Source organism: Photorhabdus thracensis (genome assembly GCF_001010285.1).
Lineage (GTDB): Bacteria > Pseudomonadota > Gammaproteobacteria > Enterobacterales > Enterobacteriaceae > Photorhabdus > Photorhabdus temperata.
Map to the genome: position 1 here is coordinate 2988911 of NZ_CP011104.1, position 17904 is coordinate 3006814.

The 17904-nt window shown below is 55.5% G+C and carries 10 protein-coding genes and 1 pseudogene; 7 read left to right on the forward strand and 4 right to left on the reverse strand.

Annotation, left to right across the window (positions count from 1 at the left end; translation table 11 throughout):
- Positions 1–19 precede the first annotated feature (19 nt).
- Positions 20–9472 carry a two-partner secretion domain-containing protein gene (locus VY86_RS13065; protein ID WP_046975263.1) on the forward strand — a complete coding sequence of 3151 codons (9453 nt, stop codon included), beginning with the start codon at positions 20–22 and terminating at the stop codon, positions 9470–9472.
- Positions 9469–9780 (forward strand): hypothetical protein, encoded by a 312-nt coding sequence (locus tag VY86_RS13070; protein ID WP_011147757.1) that lies wholly within the window; start codon positions 9469–9471, stop codon positions 9778–9780. The genes VY86_RS13065 and VY86_RS13070 overlap by 4 nt, the downstream gene beginning before the upstream one ends.
- A gap of 42 nt (positions 9781–9822) precedes the next feature.
- Here VY86_RS13070 and VY86_RS13075 read toward each other — a convergent pair whose 3' ends face one another.
- Positions 9823–10065: a SymE family type I addiction module toxin gene (locus tag VY86_RS13075; protein WP_046975264.1), complete on the reverse strand. Its 243-nt coding sequence runs from the start codon at positions 10063–10065 to the stop codon at positions 9823–9825.
- 102 nt (positions 10066–10167) lie between these two features.
- Entirely contained in the window at positions 10168–10554 is a 387-nt protein-coding gene (locus VY86_RS13080) for a helix-turn-helix transcriptional regulator (RefSeq protein ID WP_011147755.1), read from the reverse strand.
- A 101-nt stretch (positions 10555–10655) separates the two neighbouring features.
- Between VY86_RS13080 and VY86_RS13085 the strand changes: the two are divergent.
- The 5 genes and pseudogenes from VY86_RS13085 (at position 10656) to VY86_RS13110 (ending at position 17130) form a co-directional block, all read left to right on the forward strand.
- A pseudogene (locus tag VY86_RS13085) lies at positions 10656–13959 on the forward strand (CHC2 zinc finger domain-containing protein).
- On the forward strand, positions 13946–15076 hold the full coding sequence (gene xerC / locus VY86_RS13090) for a site-specific tyrosine recombinase XerC (RefSeq protein ID WP_046975265.1): 1131 nt from the start codon (positions 13946–13948) through the stop codon (positions 15074–15076). Before VY86_RS13085 ends, xerC begins: the two are co-directional and overlap by 14 nt.
- A gap of 192 nt (positions 15077–15268) precedes the next feature.
- Entirely contained in the window at positions 15269–15400 is a 132-nt protein-coding gene (locus VY86_RS26225) for a hypothetical protein (RefSeq protein ID WP_274521076.1), read from the forward strand.
- A gap of 522 nt (positions 15401–15922) precedes the next feature.
- Positions 15923–16822 (forward strand): hypothetical protein, encoded by a 900-nt coding sequence (locus VY86_RS23500; protein ID WP_071881027.1) that lies wholly within the window; start codon positions 15923–15925, stop codon positions 16820–16822.
- Positions 16819–17130, forward strand: a complete 312-nt coding sequence (locus VY86_RS13110) for a hypothetical protein (protein ID WP_011147757.1) — start codon at positions 16819–16821, stop codon at positions 17128–17130. Before VY86_RS23500 ends, VY86_RS13110 begins: the two co-directional genes overlap by 4 nt.
- A gap of 42 nt (positions 17131–17172) precedes the next feature.
- Here VY86_RS13110 and VY86_RS13115 read toward each other — a convergent pair whose 3' ends face one another.
- Both VY86_RS13115 and VY86_RS13120 read right to left on the reverse strand, forming a co-directional pair.
- Positions 17173–17415: a SymE family type I addiction module toxin gene (locus VY86_RS13115; RefSeq protein ID WP_046975264.1), complete on the reverse strand. Its 243-nt coding sequence runs from the start codon at positions 17413–17415 to the stop codon at positions 17173–17175.
- Positions 17416–17517: 102 nt separating this feature from the next.
- Entirely contained in the window at positions 17518–17904 is a 387-nt protein-coding gene (locus VY86_RS13120; RefSeq protein ID WP_011147755.1) for a helix-turn-helix transcriptional regulator, read from the reverse strand.

Consider the following 17904-nt stretch of genomic DNA (forward strand, 5'->3'; position numbering starts at 1 on the left):
TGTGAGTGGAGCAAACGTCATGAACAAGCAGTTGTATCGTATTATCTTTAATCAGGCCCGCCAGATGTGGATGGTGGTAGCAGAGATTGCACGTGCCGGACGGGGACAAACAGCACACCGCGCTCGTTGCCCGTCTTCACCACGGTGTCGTTGCCGGCTTACTGTGCTACGATTCAATCTTTTGTTAGCCCTTGGCGGAATTTCGCTCACCGCACAGGCGAACATTGTGGCGGATGGGCAGGCACCGGGCCATCAGCAACCGACGATTATCCACAGCGCCAACGGCACGCCGCAGGTCAATATCCAGACGCCCAGTGCTGATGGCGTTTCCCACAATACCTACCGTCAGTTTGATGTGGATAAACAAGGCGTTATCCTCAATAACAGCGCTAACACCACTCAGACGCAACTCGGTGGGATGGTGGCCGGTAACCCGTGGCTGGCGAAAGGGGAAGCCAACATTATCCTCAATGAAGTCAACAGTCGCGACCCCAGTCATTTGAATGGCTGGATTGAAGTGGCTGGCCGCAAAGCGGAGGTGGTTATCGCTAACCCCGCCGGTATCACCTGCAACGGCTGTGGGTTTATCAACGCGCATCGCACCACGCTGACCACCGGTGAGGCGCTGATGGAACAGGGCCGGTTAAAAGGCTTTGATGTCAATCAGGGGGAAGTGCGGATTGACGGGCATGGCATGGACAGCACACAGCAAAGTTACACCGATATTATTGCCCGCTCCGTCGCGATTAACGCCAAATTACATGCGCAAGACCTGAAAGTGACCACCGGACGCAATATTGTGGATGCCGCGCACCAGCAGATTGAAAAAAAATCGGCTGACACTGAAAAGTCCCCGGAGTTTGCGTTGGATGTGGCGGCCCTGGGCGGCATGTATGCCCATAAAATTAGGTTGATAGGCACTGAAGCGGGTGTGGGGGTGCATAACGCCGGTAACATCGGTGCGACGGCGGGTGAAGTGCATATTACCGCGGAGGGCCTGATTGAGAACCGCGGCACCCTCAGCAGCCGTGATGCGTTGCAATTGACTTCTTCCTCCGATGTCACTAACGCAGGCAAATTGCTGTCACAATCGACGGTGAATTTACATACCAAAGGGGGGCTGGATAATCAGGGCCGGGTAGAGGCGCGTAGTGATGCCACTGTCACCGCGGGCACGATACACAGCAGCCATGACAGTGTATGGGCGGCGGGGTTGGATGATAACGGCAACACCACCCGGCCCGGTTCACTGACGTTGACCGCGCAGCACGTTCAGGCTAATGGTAAAAATCTGGCAACCGATACGCTGGCTATCCACAGTCAACAGATTGACCTGAGCGACAGCCAGACTGCGGCCGGACAGATTCAACTCACCGCCGATCAATCGGGGATAAGTACCGCTCATGCTACCGTCAACGCCAACCGTCTGACGGCGAAAACCCCCGGCCAGTTTAACAACGACGGCGGCCAGTTAGTGGCGCGGGAAATCCACCTCACGGCGCCTGATATCTCTAACTTGAAGGGAAAAATTAACCAGACCGGTAGTGGTGAACTAGCGCTCAATACCCGCACTCTGAATAACCGTGAGGGGATGGTATTCAATCAGGGGAAACTGACTCTCACCACTGACCGGCTCGACAACCATCAGGGCACTATTGCCAGTCAGGGCGAGGACCTGCATCTCACAGCACATCAGGCAGATAACACTCAGGGCACCGTGCAACTGGCGGGCAACGGGAAACTGTCACTCAATACCCAACGGTGGCTTGGCAATCAGGGCAAGCTGCTCACCCATGGCGCCCTGACGATACAGGCCGGTGAACTGCAACTGAACGAGGCCGAAACTCAGGCCGGGCAGATTACCGTCAACGCTGACACCCTGAGCCATCAACGCGGTGTGATGCAACAACAGGGCAAAGACACCCTGTCCCTTACCACCCGGATGCTGGATAACCAGCACGGCACTATTGCGGGCAACGGTCACCTGAACCTTAAGGCGACGACCGTCGATAATTATCACGGCAACATCGTGGCCGCCGACCAAGGTTCGTTGAAACTGACCGTCAGTGACACCCTGAACAATCAGTCGGGCAGACTGGAAGCGGGCCACGCGCTCCGGCTTAGCGCTGCCGAACTGAATAATAGTCAGGGGAGCATGGTTGCCGCCGGGGACAGCGCCACGCTCACTATCGGCAAAACCATTCAAAACGCTAACGGTCATCTTGAAGCCAAAACCCGACTGACTACGACCAGCCAGACACTGGATAACACCCAGGGCGTGTTGCTAGCGCAAAACATTGACAGCCAGACTAAGGGACATCCCTTCACCAATATCGCCGGACAGGTGATAGCCGAGGACACCCTGACGGTCAACAGTGGGAAACTGGATAACACGGCGGGACTGTTACAGGCCGGTCGTGAGATGGCCGTTGATACCCACGGCCACGGACTCACCAATATCCACCATGCCGACCAAAAACAAAAAGCGGGTCGGTTGTTAAGTGGCGGGCAGCTAACCCTGCGTACCGGCGATATCAATAACACCGGCGGCATAATCGCGGCGGACGGCAAAACCACGCTGACCAGCACCGCGCTCACTAATACGCAGGGCCAGATAGCCGGAAATGGCGGGCTGGACATTCACAGCCGGCAACTGATAAACCGCGAAGGCACCTTACAATCCGCAGACGCCCTGACTTTGGATACTGACGGGCAGTTACTGGATAATCAGCAGGGCCAGATTATGGGTGAGGGCAAAATGACCGTCACCAGCGGCCCGCTGGATAATACGGCGGGACGGTTACAATCTGGTCGCGAGATGGTCATTGACACCCACGGCCACAGACTCACCAATACCCGCAATACCGACCAAAAAGCGGGCCAGTTGTTGAGTGGCGGGCAGTTAACCCTGCGCGCCGGCGACACCGATAACACCGGCGGCATGATAGCGGGTAATGGCGGACTGGACATTCACAGCCGACAACTCACCAACCGCGAGGGGACCTTACAATCCGCCGACGCCCTGAATCTGGACACCGACGGGCAGTTACTGGATAACCAACAGGGCCAGATTATAGGTGAGGGCAAAATGACCGTCACCAGCGGCTCACTGAACAATCGTCACGGTCACCTTCAAGGCGGACAGGTGGTTATCGACACCCGACAGGCAGCGCTGGATAATCGGGAGGGTAAACTGTTATCCACGGACACCTTAACTCTGAACACTCACCAACTCGACAATCGTCACGGACAGGTGCAGGCGGTGGGCGACACTCAGCTTCATGTTGACACCGAAACCGATAACACCGGCGGTCTTATCCGTGGCGGTCAGCAATTGACCCTGAACACCACTCACCTGATTAACCGCGAGACGGCGCAGACAGATAACGGGCTGGAAGCGCAAAACCTGACGGTAAACGCCCAACAGGTAGACAACACCCAGGGTGCCTTACGGGCAGCCAATCACCTGCAAGCTCAGGTGAGTCACAAGCTGGATAATGCGCAGGGGTTAATCTCTGCGGGCAAACAGCTTACCGTAGACGACAAGAGCGGGCACCCCTCGCTGGTGATTGACAACCGGCAAGGCACGCTAATTGCCGGGGAACACGCTGCTATCACCGCACACGCCTTGAGCGGTGACGGCCAACTGTTATCGCAGGGCGATATGGCGGTCACCTTAACCGGGGATTTTCACCATACCGGCAACACGGCAGCTAATGGCAATCTGACCCTGAACACGACCGGCAATATCCTCAATGACCGCCAGATAAAAGCCGGTCAGGCGCTGCATCTTGACGCACAGACTCTCACCAATAGCGCGTCAGGCGAAATCAGCGCCGGACAAACACAAATCAAGGCTCACGATACGCTGAACAATACCGGATTGATTGACGGCGGCCTGACCCACTTGACAGCTAACACCCTGAACAACACAGGCACCGGCCGCCTTTACGGTGACCAGCTCGCGCTACAGATGGAGACCCTGAATAACACCGCAAAGGGTGGCAAAGCTGCCGTGATTGCCGCGCGTGACCGGCTGGATATTGGGGCCGGAACACTGAACAACAGTGACCATGCCCAGATTTACAGCGTGGGCGACATGCACATCGGCGGCCGGTTGGATAATACCCTGACGGCCCCCGGTCAGGCGCGTGAGCTCAATAACCACGCGGCGACGATTGAAGCCGGGCGCCACTTGAAGATTAATGCTGACCGGATTAACAACACCAACGCCGGGTTGGTGACTCAGGTCGTCGAAACGGAAAAGTCTCAGCATCACGATGCCGTACTGAGCGGCCAGACCACCCGCTATGACTGGTCGCAGGTGGACACTTCTCGCCGCAATAAATACGGCGTGCACGATGCCATCATGCCGGACGGCAGCCGCAGTAATGACTTTTATGAATATCAGTACACCCGCACCGTCAGGGAAACTCAAGTCAAACAAAGTGACCCCGGTAAAATTCTGTCTGGCGGCAATATGACGCTCAACAGCGCGCAGGTCACCAATCACGACAGCCAGATTGTTGCCGGCGGCGCGTTAGGCGGTGAAATTGGCGAGCTGCGCAATATTGCCACTCAGGGCGAACGCGTGACCACGGATATTGGCAGTCGGACCCACTGGTATGCCAAAAAGACCAAACGCTGGCACCGAATAGGCACCAAAACCTCACAGGGGAAAAGCCGCAGTCGTTATGCCCCCGCGCCAGTGATAGAAACTATCGACCTGAAAACGCTGGCCTGGCAGGAGCATACCCGTCCACAGGGTACCGATATCACGATTACGGACCGACAAACCGGCCAGATACACTCGGCCCCCACGGCGGTCACACCCGTGACCGGCATTAACGACCAACCGCTGGTGCTGCCTCCCGGTCAGCCTTTAGTCCTGCCACCCGGTCAGCCGTTTGAACTGTCCCTGCCCCCGGAGACCGTCAAAGGGCAAACAGTCGACCCGGTGATACGCGTTATCACGCCCGATACCCGCTTGCCGAATAACAGCCTGTATACCGTGCAACCGGGCAGTGACAGCCACTATCTGGTCGAGACCGACCCGAAATTTACCCAGTATAAACAGTGGCTCGGCTCGGACTACATGCGGCAACAACTTACTCACGACCCGGCGCTGGTCCACAAACGCCTGGGCGATGGGTTCTACGAACAGCGGTTGGTGCGCGACCAAATCACCCAACTGACCGGCCGGCGCTATCTGCCCGGTTACAACAACGATGAAGCGCAGTTTAAGGCGTTGATGGATGCCGGTATCGTCTTTGGCAAACAGCAACAGTTAACGCCGGGCGTGGCTTTAAGCCCAGCGCAGATGGCGCTGCTGACCTCGGACATTATCTGGCTGACTAACCAAACCGTGACGCTGCCGGATGGCACTACCGAGGTGGTGACTGTGCCACAGGTTTATGCACGCGTCCGTCAGGGCGACCTGAGCAGTGACGGCACCTTGCTGGCCGGGAATACCGTGGCGCTCAACAGTCAGGGCGATATCACTAACAGCGGCACGATTAGCGGGCGTGACGTCACCCAACTGACGGCCAACAACCTGACCAACAGCGGCTTTATTCGCGGCGGCAAAGTGGATTTGACGGCCCAACAAACGCTCACTAACCGGGGCGGCCAGATTCAGGGAGATGACCGGGTGACCCTGAAAGGCCGGGATATCACCAGTACGTCTACGCTACGCGGGGATGAAGCTAACCGCTGGCTGGACCGCCCGGCAGGCATCTATGTGCAAAATGATAAGGGCACCTTATCGCTGAGCGCCATCAACAATGTGCAATTAACCGCCAGTGACGTCAAAAACGCCGGGAAAGACAGTCACACCGAGATAACCGCAGGCCATAATCTGACGCTGGACACCTTAAGCACGCGCCGCACAGAGCAGGGCGACTGGGGGAAAGAGAACTACCGCCATCTGACCCAACAACAAGATATCGGCAGCCAGATAACCGGCGCAGGTAGTGTGACCCTGCAAGCCGGGCAGGATTTGCAGGCCACAGCCGCCCATGTCAACGCCGGTCAACAACTGACGGCGCAGGCCGGAAATAACCTGACGCTGACCACCGGTACGGCCTCATCCGACTTAGTGGAGCACAGTAAACAGACCAGCAAAGGCTGGCTGTCGAAATCGTCAGTGGAAACTCACGACGAAGTGCATGACCGGCAGGCACTCAGCACCACATTCAGTGGCGATAAGGTCAACATACAGGCCGGTAAAGACCTCAATATCCGCGGCAGTAATGTCGCGGGTACGCAGGATGTCAGCCTGAACGCCGGTCATCAGCTCACCGTCACCACCGCAGCGGAAGCGCACGATGAAACCCATTTACGGCAGGAGAAAAAATCGGGCCTGATGGGGACTGGCGGGATTGGTTTTACCGTTGGTAAAGCCAGCCAGAAAGTCACCACCGACAGTGACAGCCAGCTGAGTAAAGGCAGCACGGTCGGCAGCAGCCAGGGCAATGTCACCCTCAACGCGGGAGAACAGCTCCGGGTTCACGGCAGTGAGGTGATTGCCGGTAAAGACCTGATGCTGACCGGTCAACAGGTCGATATCACCAGTGCGGAAAACCGCGATAACACCACGACAAAAACCGAACAAAAACAGCGCGGCTTAACCGTGGCGCTGAGTGGTGCCGCAGGCGGGGCCGTCAACAGCGCGGTGCAGACAGCCAGAACCGCCCGCAATGAAAGTGACCCGCGAGTGAAAGCCCTGCAAAACACCCAAGCCGCGCTGAGCGGGGTACAGGCCGTGCAGGCTGGCCGACTGGCGGAAGCTCAGGGCAGTGACGACAAAGGCAATAACACTCTGGCCGGGGTTAGCCTGTCCTATGGGCGTCAATCTTCCCGTTCAGAACAGCAGCACCGCCAGACCACCCAACAGGGCAGCCATCTCACTGCCGGGGATAACCTGACCGTAACCGCCAAAGGGGATGGCAAAGGCGCATCAGGCCCGAACGGCGATATCCGCATTCAGGGCAGCCAGTTACAGGCGGGTAAAGACCTGCAACTCCATGCCAATCGGGATATTCAGCTCTCATCCAGCCAGAACACCGAACAGACGACCGGCAAAAACAGCAGCCACGGCAGCTCGCTGGGCGTGGGCCTGACCGCCGGACCGGGGGGCACCGGCCTGAACGTCTCAGCCAATGTCAATCGGGGCAACGGCCGTGAAAACGGTAACGGTGTCAGCCACAATAACACCACGTTACAGGCGGGACAGACCGTCGGGCTGAACAGTGGCCGGGATACCACGCTGAAAGGGGCACAAGTCAGCGGCGAGCAGATGACTACCGACGTGAAACGTCATTTGACATTAAGCAGCGAGCAGGACAGTCAGCGCTATGACAGCCAGCAACACAACGCCAACGCGGGCGTCAGTGCCACCGTGGGCCCCCTCACCCACGGTACCGCGAGCCTCAATGCCAGCCGCAATAAACTGCACAGCAACTATGACAGCGTGCAGGAGCAGACCGGGCTGTTTGCTGGCAAAGGCGGCTATCAGGTTAACGTCGGTGACCACACCCAACTGGACGGCGCGGTGATAGCGAGTCACGCTGACAAAACCAAAAACACCCTGAACACCGGGACGCTGGGCTTTAAAGATATTAAAAATCAAGCGGATTTTACTGTTGAGCAGCAAAGTGCGGGCGTCAGCCTGGGCCAACCGACCGCCGGTCAGGTCCTGAATAATCTGGCGGTCAATGGGCTAACGGGGACTCATAACTCAGGCCATGACAGCAGCACCACGCACGCGGCGGTCAGTGACGGCAACCTGATTATCCGGGATAAGGCGCACCAGACGCAGGATGTCGCGAACTTAAGTCGCGATACCGATAATGCCGCCAATGTCCTCAGTCCAATATTTGATAAGGAAAAAGAACAGCAACGACTGAAACAGGCGCAACTGATTGGCGAAATCAGCGCCCAGATGACCGAGATAGCCAGTACCGAAGGGAAAATTATCGCCACCAAAGCGGCGAAAGCGAAGCTGGACCATATCAGTGAGCCGGACAAAGCGGCAGCCAGAAAAAAACTGGTCGACAGTGGCAATCCACACCCGACTGCGGCGGATATTAATAAGCAAGTTTATGACACCGCTTACACACAGGCGCTGAATGACTCGGGCTTTGGGACCGGCGGCACCTATCAGAAAGCCCTACAGGCGGCCACCGCAGCGATTCAGGGCTTAGCGGGCAACAATCTCGGTCAGGCGCTGGCCGGGGGCGCTTCACCGTATCTGGCGGGCGTGATAAAAGAGCTGACCACCGACCCGAAAACCCATCAGGTGGATATCGCCACTAACACGCTGGCCCATGCGATTTTAGGCGCGGTGGCGGCGGAAGTCAGCGGTAACAATGCCCTGTCGGGTGCCGCGGGTGCGGCGTCGGGGGAACTGGCGGCTCAGGTACTGATTAAGCAGCTTTACGGCGACGGGGCCAAAGTCAGTGAGTTAACGGAGGAGCAGAAGCAAACTATCAGCACCCTGTCCACCCTGGCGGCAGGGCTGGCAGGCGGCATTGCCGGTGACTCTACCGGCAGCGCCGTCACCGGGGCTCAGGCCGGGAAGAATGCGATTGAGAATAACTATCTGAGCGTGAATGAGCTGGACAGTTTTGCGCACCAAGCCCGCACCTGTGAAGGCGAAAGCTGCAAACAAGTGATCAAGGATATGGTAGAGACTAATATCCGCAATCAGCAGGACATGATGGATTTTTGCAACAGCAACCCGAACCAGTGCGCACAGAAGTATGGTTATCTGGTTGATCAGTGGCCGGTGTTTGAGCGGACCCTCAAAAATATGGACCGGGATGGCACATTGCCAGTTGAGTTCAGAAATTACCTGTCGGCGGTGAATACGTTAGGTCAGGCGGCTACAGGCAAGGTAGGCGAACTCGGCTGGACAAAACGCTTTGAAGCAATGGGCATGAGTCAGGAGACTGCCGCGGCGATGGCGATGACGTTGCCTGTTATTGTTGAGGGCAGCAAAGGGCCGAAATCATCGCCAACAACAAAAGGAAGCACAGGCGCGGTTGTTAATACAGAGAAAGCGGCGCTGGAAAAGATTGGGAAAAACAGTCAAGGCACAACGAATCTGGGTGATAAATCGGCTAATACTATTTATCATCAACAGCTTATCAAAAATGCTGAAAAGATATCTACCGCGAAACCGGGGCAACAAGTTGCAGCGCCAAGGGATCTGAATGAGCAGATTTTATGGAACCAAGTTAAAGCTAACCCATCTTCAGGTGATCCACTTAGAGGAATGAATAAAGATCCTCGTTTCCCTACTGATGCAGGATTCCAGAAAATGCAAGTTACACATGAGTTACCAGACGGTTCAAATATCACCATCCATTATCAATATAACTCAACTACTGGTAAGGCTTATGATATGAAGATTACAACTCCTAAACGGCCTGAAATCCAACCTAAGCCTTCAATCACGGATAAAAAATGATGAAAATAAAAAAGTTCAAATCAGAAAAAATTATTGAAGTTTTTGCCATATATTGGTTCGGAGAAAAAACATACTTTTACGGTTTTGCTAAAGGTTATGACGGGCTGCTTAGTTATAACGCAGAGGAAGTAGAAATTATAGAGTCATCGTTATCTGGTGATTTTGTTTTCTTTGAAAATGGCATATTTTACAAGCCACTCATTGAAAAAAATATATTAGATGACCTGTTAGAAGCAGATCCAGTTGCTTATCAATGTTTTTTAGAAACATTGAAATCGGAAGGCAGAATAGAACAAGATTTTTGCTAACCCCAGATCCCAGCCCAAGCGCTGGGATCTCCCCTTTAGCGGTTAGCCGTTCTCGACGAGCCGGATAATCAACTGTCCGTGCTCAACACTGACCTGCACCGGCTGCCCGGTGGAAAAGCCCGCTTCTTCCAGCCAGTTGCCTTTAAGATGCAAGCTGGGATGCTGACTGTAATAACGGGTCATGCCCGTGCTGCGGTCTTCGTGGCGGGTACTGGTATACCCCACCTTATAGCTGCGCCGGGCTTTTGAAATCGCTAAATCTGCATTACAATCGCGGTTAGCCATGGTAACTACTCCTGTTAGTTGCCTACGGTTAGCAGCGTTACCGGATGGCCGTCTGGTAATGCTGCACTAAATAAAAATCGTCTTTCCTGTAGCAAATTCTTTCTACGATGTCAGTAACTGCGTCATCTTCGAACGTTTAAGCAAACTGTCCATCAACACAATCAGCGCCTGCTGATCTTCATCTGATAATGAATCCATCTGCATCACAAGCGCCTGTAAACGCGGATTATGTATCTGTGGCGGTGTCATGGGTTCCAGTCCGACAAGTGAATCCAGACTACTTTGTAATACCTGAGCGATCCTGACCACGGCATCCAGTTGAGGAACGGAAGCGCCGCGTTCCCAACGGTTATAAACCCGGCGATCAACGTTGAGCAGCTCAGCTAATCTTGCTTGTGTCATCTTGCGGGCTTCTCTGGCTTCCTTTAGCCGTGTAGCAAACAGTTGCATATCTTCCTCACAAATCCAGTGTGGTAATGAGATGTGCATTGTAAGCCCTCCTTTTAAACTGCTTGACTCAATGGCTATATTATAGTCTCATATTTATGCTACTACAATGTCTATTGACAGGTTTTTACAGGAGGTAATCCATGGCCCGCATTCCCGATACCGATTTAGCCCACTTAAAGCAAACCGTCTCGTTGCTGGGGCTGGCGCGTAAGCAAGGCCGTTCGATGAAAAAACGCGGTGAGGATTATGTGCTGCGCTGTCCGTTCCATAACGAGAAAACGCCCTCAATGGTGATATCGCCGGCTAAGAACCTGTATCACTGCTTTGGCTGTGGCGCAGCGGGGTCGGTGCTGGACTGGGTGATACAAACGGAAGGCGTGACGTTGAAAATCGGTATCCGCCGGCTGCGGGAGCTGGCCGGGCTGCCGGACATGGACAATGCGGTTGTGGCCGCTTCTTCTTTAGCCGCCCCGCCGGAATTACAGGCTGCACCCCTGCCGCGCCCGAAACTGGCCGACCTGGACGATGACGGGCAGGCGCTGTTGCATCAGGTGATTGATTTTTATCATCAGAACTTACTGGCGTCACCGGAAGCCAAAGCCTGGCTGGAAAAACGCGGGCTGCATCATCCTGAACTGGTGAGTCACTTTAAGCTGGGGTGCGCGGGCCATCACGGGATCGGCGGTTCAGCGGGCTTATTACCGTCCAAGAGCAGTCAGGAAGGCCAGCAACTGCGCGACAAGCTGTCGGGGCTGGGCGTGTTGCGTACGACCACCCGGCAGGACCACTTCCGGGGCTGCGTCGTTGTACCGGTGATCGGCTGGGCCGAATCGGCCAGCGTGGCCAGCCGCGGGCGGGTGCTGCAACTGTATGGCCGCCGAACCCAGCCGGATTACAAAGTGCTGAAAGACAGCCCGAAGCATCTGTATCTGCCGTCACCGCTAGCCGGGGTCTGGAATGAATCGGCGATGCAGGCGTCAAATGAAATTATCCTGTGCGAAGCGCTGATCGATGCCATGACGTTCTGGTGTGCCGGGTTCCGCAACGTGATCGCCGCGTTCGGGGTGAACGGGTTTAACCGTGAGCATCTCGACGCTTTGCAGTATCACGGCGTGAAACGGGTGCTGATTGCCTTTGACCGCGATGAGGCCGGAGACCGTGGCGCGGCTAATGTAGCCGCTGATTTACTGGAAGCCGGTATCGAGGCGTGGCGGGTGCAGTTCCCGCCGGGCATGGATGTCAATGACTATGCCGTCAAAAGTGGCAACGCCGAACATGCGCTGGGGCTGGCTCTGCAACAGGCGGTCTGGCTGGGACAGGGAACGGCACCAGGTGCGGTGTTCAGTCATGAGCGGCCCGTCTCGTCAGATATGACGGAAAAACCCCAAAGTGCCGGTGTGGCTGAATCCTCTTCTTTAGCCGCCCCGCCAGAGCTGACCGTTGCACAAGTGCCCTGCGAGCGCACGGCGTCCGGTGAACTGCTGATGAAAAGCGGACCCCGGGTCTGGCGGATACGGGGGATGAAAAAATCGCCGGTGCCCGATGTAATGAAAGTCAATGTGCAGGTGCGGGATGAAACGTCCGGCCTGTTCCATGTGGATACGCTGGACATGTATCACGCGCGGCATCGTCAGAACTACATCAGCACGGCGGCGCGAGAGCTGGAATGCGAGCTGTCGGTCATCAAACGCGAAGCCGGGCGGGTCTTGCTGATGCTGGAGCAGCAACAGGATGCGCAACAGCAGGCCGATGCCGAAGCCGCAGGGACAACGGCCGTCACGGTCAGCGCAGAAGATGAAGCCGCCGCGCTGGCGTTGCTGACATCACCGAACTTAACAGAACAAATTATCCACGACATGGCCGCCTGCGGGGTGGTCGGCGAATCCACCAATCTGCTGACCGGGTATCTGGCGGCAGTCTCGCGCAAACTCGATAAACCGCTGGCCGTGCTGATACAAAGCAGCTCGGCGGCAGGGAAATCTTCCCTGATGGAGGCGGTGCTGAACCTGATGCCGGAAGAGGAGCGTATCCAGTACTCGGCAATGACCGGGCAGAGCCTCTACTATCTGGGAGAAACCAGCCTGCAACACAAAATACTGGCGATAGCCGAAGAAGAAGGCGTGCGGCAGGCGGCCTATGCCCTGAAACTGTTACAGTCCGACGGCGAGCTAAAAATCGCCAGTACCGGCAAGAACGAACAGAGCGGCGAACTGGTGACGCGGGAATACAAGGTGCAGGGACCGGTGATGCTGATGTTAACGACGACGGCCATTGATGTGGATGAAGAGCTGCTGAACCGCTGTCTGGTGCTGACGGTCAACGAATCGCGCGAGCAGACGCAGGCTATCCACGCCATGCAGCGACACCGCCAGACGCTGGCCGGGTTGCTGGCTGACTCGGAGAAAGGCTATCTGACGCAGTTACACCAGAACGCCCAGCGCCTGTTAAGGCCGCTGAAAGTGGTCAATCCTTACGCCCATCAACTGACGTTCCTGTCAGACAAAACCCGGATGCGGCGCGACCATATGAAATACCTGACGCTGATACAGGCCATTGCCTTACTGCACCAGTATCAACGTGAAGTGAAGAAAACCACCCACCGCGGGCAAGTCATCGAATATCTCGAAGTCACCCAAGACGACATTGCCCTGGCTAACCAGCTGGCGCATGACGTGCTGGGGCGCACGCTGGATGAAATGCCGCCGCAGACGCGTAAGCTGTTACTGCTGATACAGGCGATGGTGAACGAACAGGCGCAAATCCAGCACTGCCAGCCAAACGAAGTGCGCTTTACCCGGCGGGATATCCGCGCCTTTACCCACTGGAGCGACAGCCAGCTTAAGAATCATTGCCAGCGTCTCACCGAAATGGAATACCTGCTGTCGCATGGCGGCAGCCGGGGGCACCTGTTGCATTATGAACTGCTGTGGGACGGGGAAGACAACGGCGCGGCGCACTTGTGCGGCCTGCTGGATGTCGGAGAACCGGACTCAGAAACCGCCGGCAGTGAACGCAAGTCTGACCCGGAAGGTGGCAAGTCTTCCCTAAGTCTGGGGCAAGTCTGGTCTAAGTCTGGGGAAGAAAAACCCGCGTCAGCCCAGACAGCACAAGGTTCTGCGGGTGCACAAGTCCGGGCAGATGAAAACGCAGTTATCAGGGAAAATAATCACGGAGACGCATTGCCCGTGCCCGACAGGGATAAAACGCCGGCAGCCGTCCCGACAGGTCAGGAGAGCAAGTCTGACTTAAATGAACGCAAGTCTGGGTCAAGTTAGGGTCAAGTCTGGGGTAAAAAAATCCCCATCCGGGCAGGCAGAACACGGGTTCAACGTGCCGCAAGTCGGGGTAACGGAAGACCCAGTGATAAAAGGAAAAAAGAAAACGCGCCCCTTGTCTGCGCCCGCCCCTCAATCTCAACCGGAGGTCAATCATGGCAAACCGTAAACCGCGCAAAGGAAGTCTTCTGACCGTCGATGACGTCTACCGCCAGCCTGTGGGGCCGGCACATGACCCGAAGAGCCTGTATGCGTTGCTGCTGCGCTTTGTGGCCTGGCGGCAGGAGCGGAACTGGTCGGAAACCACGCTGAAAGTACAGACTCATCACACCTATCGCTTTATCCTGTGGGCCACGGAACGGGGCCTGTACTATGCCGCGGATATCACGCGGCCAATACTGGAGCGTTACCAGCGTTATCTGTATCAATACCGTAAGACCAACGGAGAGCCGCTAAGCATCCGCACCCAGCGCACGCAGTTGCAGCCGTTACAGGTGTGGTTCAAATGGCTGACGAAACAGAACCTGATACTGGCGAACCCGGCAGCGGACATTGAGTTGCCGCGGGAAGAAAAACGGCTGCCAAAGTATATCCTGAGCATTGATGAAATCGAGCATATCCTGTCGCTGCCTGACCCAAATACGTTGCAGGGCGCACGCGACCGGGCCCTGATGGAGCTGCTCTGGTCAACGGGAATACGGCGCAGTGAAGTGGCCCGGCTCGATATCTACAGCATTGACGGGTCACGCAAAACGGTGACCATCCGGCAGGGCAAGGGGAATAAAGACCGGGTATTGCCCCTCGGCGAACGGGCCTTAAACTGGCTCCAGTTCTATCAGCAGCAGGTTCGCCCGCAACTGCTGGTCACCCCGGACATCCAGTCGCTGTTCGTGGCAATGGACGGTCTCGACGGGTTGCAGCCGAACGGTATCACGAATGCCGTGAGCGGTTATATCCGGGCCGCCGGCATCGAGAAAAAAGGTGCCTGCCACCTGTTCCGGCACGCGATGGCGACGCAGATGCTGGAGAACGGAGCGGACCTGCGCTGGATACAGGCCATGTTAGGCCATGCCAGCGTGGAATCCACCCAGGTGTATACGCAGGTCTCTATCCGGGCCTTGCAGGCGGTGCACGCCAGCACCCACCCGGCGGAGCAAATGGCCGACGAAAAAGTCAGCGACGCCGATGAAGTGGGTTTACTGGCCGACCTGTACGCCGACGATAACGCCGACACGGACACGCCGCCGGACAGTTCAGAGCCGACCTCAACCCCCGATAGCCGCTGACCGTCCGTACGCCCCCGTTGAGTTGGGCGGGTTCGGTGTGGGGGCAGACCGTGGCCGGACTGCCCGTCAGCATCGGCGCACGCGGGGGTAAATAGTCGTCAGGCGGCTCAACCACGAGCGTCCCCGTTAAGCCGGTCCAGGCCGCCCAACGCCTATTCAACATAATGCGGGGGAATTATACGCACTGCGCCGGTGAGCCCGGGCAACCGCCTGAGCATTGATGAGCGGCTTAATGCGTATAATTGGCATTATGTCTTGCGCCCCCGCGGGTCAGCATTGGCGGGTGTGGCGCACAAGGCTGCGCCTTCTGCTGTCAGCGTCTGAGCCGGCCATCGGCAACCCCAAGTTCTTCTTTAGCTGCCCTGCAACCGTTGGCCCCCCCTGAAGGCAGGTCGGCCTGCGGCCTCCGCTAATTTACGTCCCCCGCCCCAACCCTGCTGCACTGGCTGCGCGCGGCTCGCACTGCGCTGCGCTCCGTTGCTCGTTCCCGTGCTCGCCATCTCCGCCCCGTGCAGCCCCCGGGGGCTTCCCTGAACCCAGCGAGGTCATGCAAAGCCGAGCCTGGTCTGAAACGCCCATGCCTCAGAGCGTCGCAGGGGCGCCGCTTGCGGGCTCTCTGCCGCCCGCGCCCGCAGAACGGGCACCCGCCGCCCAAACAAGTTGGGCGCCGTTCGCCCGTTGCCGAAAAAGGCGCTACACTGACAATGGCACGGCGGGAAAAACCGGCCTTCGGGTACGAAAAGCGCGTCAGGGAGTTTTGGGTTCGGCGGTGAACGCACATTGGAAAAATGGGGTGTAACTGACTGAGGGCATTAGGAAAATCGGCGTCCGGCGGTCAACTTTACAATGGAATGCGTTGTTATTGAGAATAACTATCTGAGCGTGAATGAGCTGGACAGTTTTGCGCACCAAGCCCGCACCTGTGAAGGCGAAAGCTGCAAACAAGTGATCAAGGATATGGTAGAGACTAATATCCGCAATCAGCAGGACATGATGGATTTTTGCAACAGCAACCCGAACCAGTGCGCACAGAAGTATGGTTATCTGGTTGATCAGTGGCCGGTGTTTGAGCGGACCCTCAAAAATATGGACCGGGATGGCACATTGCCAGTTGAGTTCAGAAATTACCTGTCGGCGGTGAATACGTTAGGTCAGGCGGCTACAGGCAAGGTAGGCGAACTCGGCTGGACAAAACGCTTTGAAGCAATGGGCATGAGTCAGGAGACTGCCGCGGCGATGGCGATGACGTTGCCTGTTATTGTTGAGGGCAGCAAAGGGCCGAAATCATCGCCAACAACAAAAGGAAGCACAGGCGCGGTTGTTAATACAGAGAAAGCGGCGCTGGAAAAGATTGGGAAAAACAGTCAAGGCACAACGAATCTGGGTGATAAATCGGCTAATACTATTTATCATCAACAGCTTATCAAAAATGCTGAAAAGATATCTACCGCGAAACCGGGGCAACAAGTTGCAGCGCCAAGGGATCTGAATGAGCAGATTTTATGGAACCAAGTTAAAGCTAACCCATCTTCAGGTGATCCACTTAGAGGAATGAATAAAGATCCTCGTTTCCCTACTGATGCAGGATTCCAGAAAATGCAAGTTACACATGAGTTACCAGACGGTTCAAATATCACCATCCATTATCAATATAACTCAACTACTGGTAAGGCTTATGATATGAAGATTACAACTCCTAAACGGCCTGAAATCCAACCTAAGCCTTCAATCACGGATAAAAAATGATGAAAATAAAAAAGTTCAAATCAGAAAAAATTATTGAAGTTTTTGCCATATATTGGTTCGGAGAAAAAACATACTTTTACGGTTTTGCTAAAGGTTATGACGGGCTGCTTAGTTATAACGCAGAGGAAGTAGAAATTATAGAGTCATCGTTATCTGGTGATTTTGTTTTCTTTGAAAATGGCATATTTTACAAGCCACTCATTGAAAAAAATATATTAGATGACCTGTTAGAAGCAGATCCAGTTGCTTATCAATGTTTTTTAGAAACATTGAAATCGGAAGGCAGAATAGAACAAGATTTTTGCTAACCCCAGATCCCAGCCCAAGCGCTGGGATCTCCCCTTTAGCGGTTAGCCGTTCTCGACGAGCCGGATAATCAACTGTCCGTGCTCAACACTGACCTGCACCGGCTGCCCGGTGGAAAAGCCCGCTTCTTCCAGCCAGTTGCCTTTAAGATGCAAGCTGGGATGCTGACTGTAATAACGGGTCATGCCCGTGCTGCGGTCTTCGTGGCGGGTACTGGTATACCCCACCTTATAGCTGCGCCGGGCTTTTGAAATCGCTAAATCTGCATTACAATCGCGGTTAGCCATGGTAACTACTCCTGTTAGTTGCCTACGGTTAGCAGCGTTACCGGATGGCCGTCTGGTAATGCTGCACTAAATAAAAATCGTCTTTCCTGTAGCAAATTCTTTCTACGATGTCAGTAACTGCGTCATCTTCGAACGTTTAAGCAAACTGTCCATCAACACAATCAGCGCCTGCTGATCTTCATCTGATAATGAATCCATCTGCATCACAAGCGCCTGTAAACGCGGATTATGTATCTGTGGCGGTGTCATGGGTTCCAGTCCGACAAGTGAATCCAGACTACTTTGTAATACCTGAGCGATCCTGACCACGGCATCCAGTTGAGGAACGGAAGCGCCGCGTTCCCAACGGTTATAAACCCGGCGATCAACGTTGAGCAGCTCAGCTAATCTTGCTTGTGTCATCTTGCGGGCTTCTCTGGCTTCCTTTAGCCGTGTAGCAAACAGTTGCATATCTTCCTCACAAATCCAGTGTGGTAATGAGATGTGCAT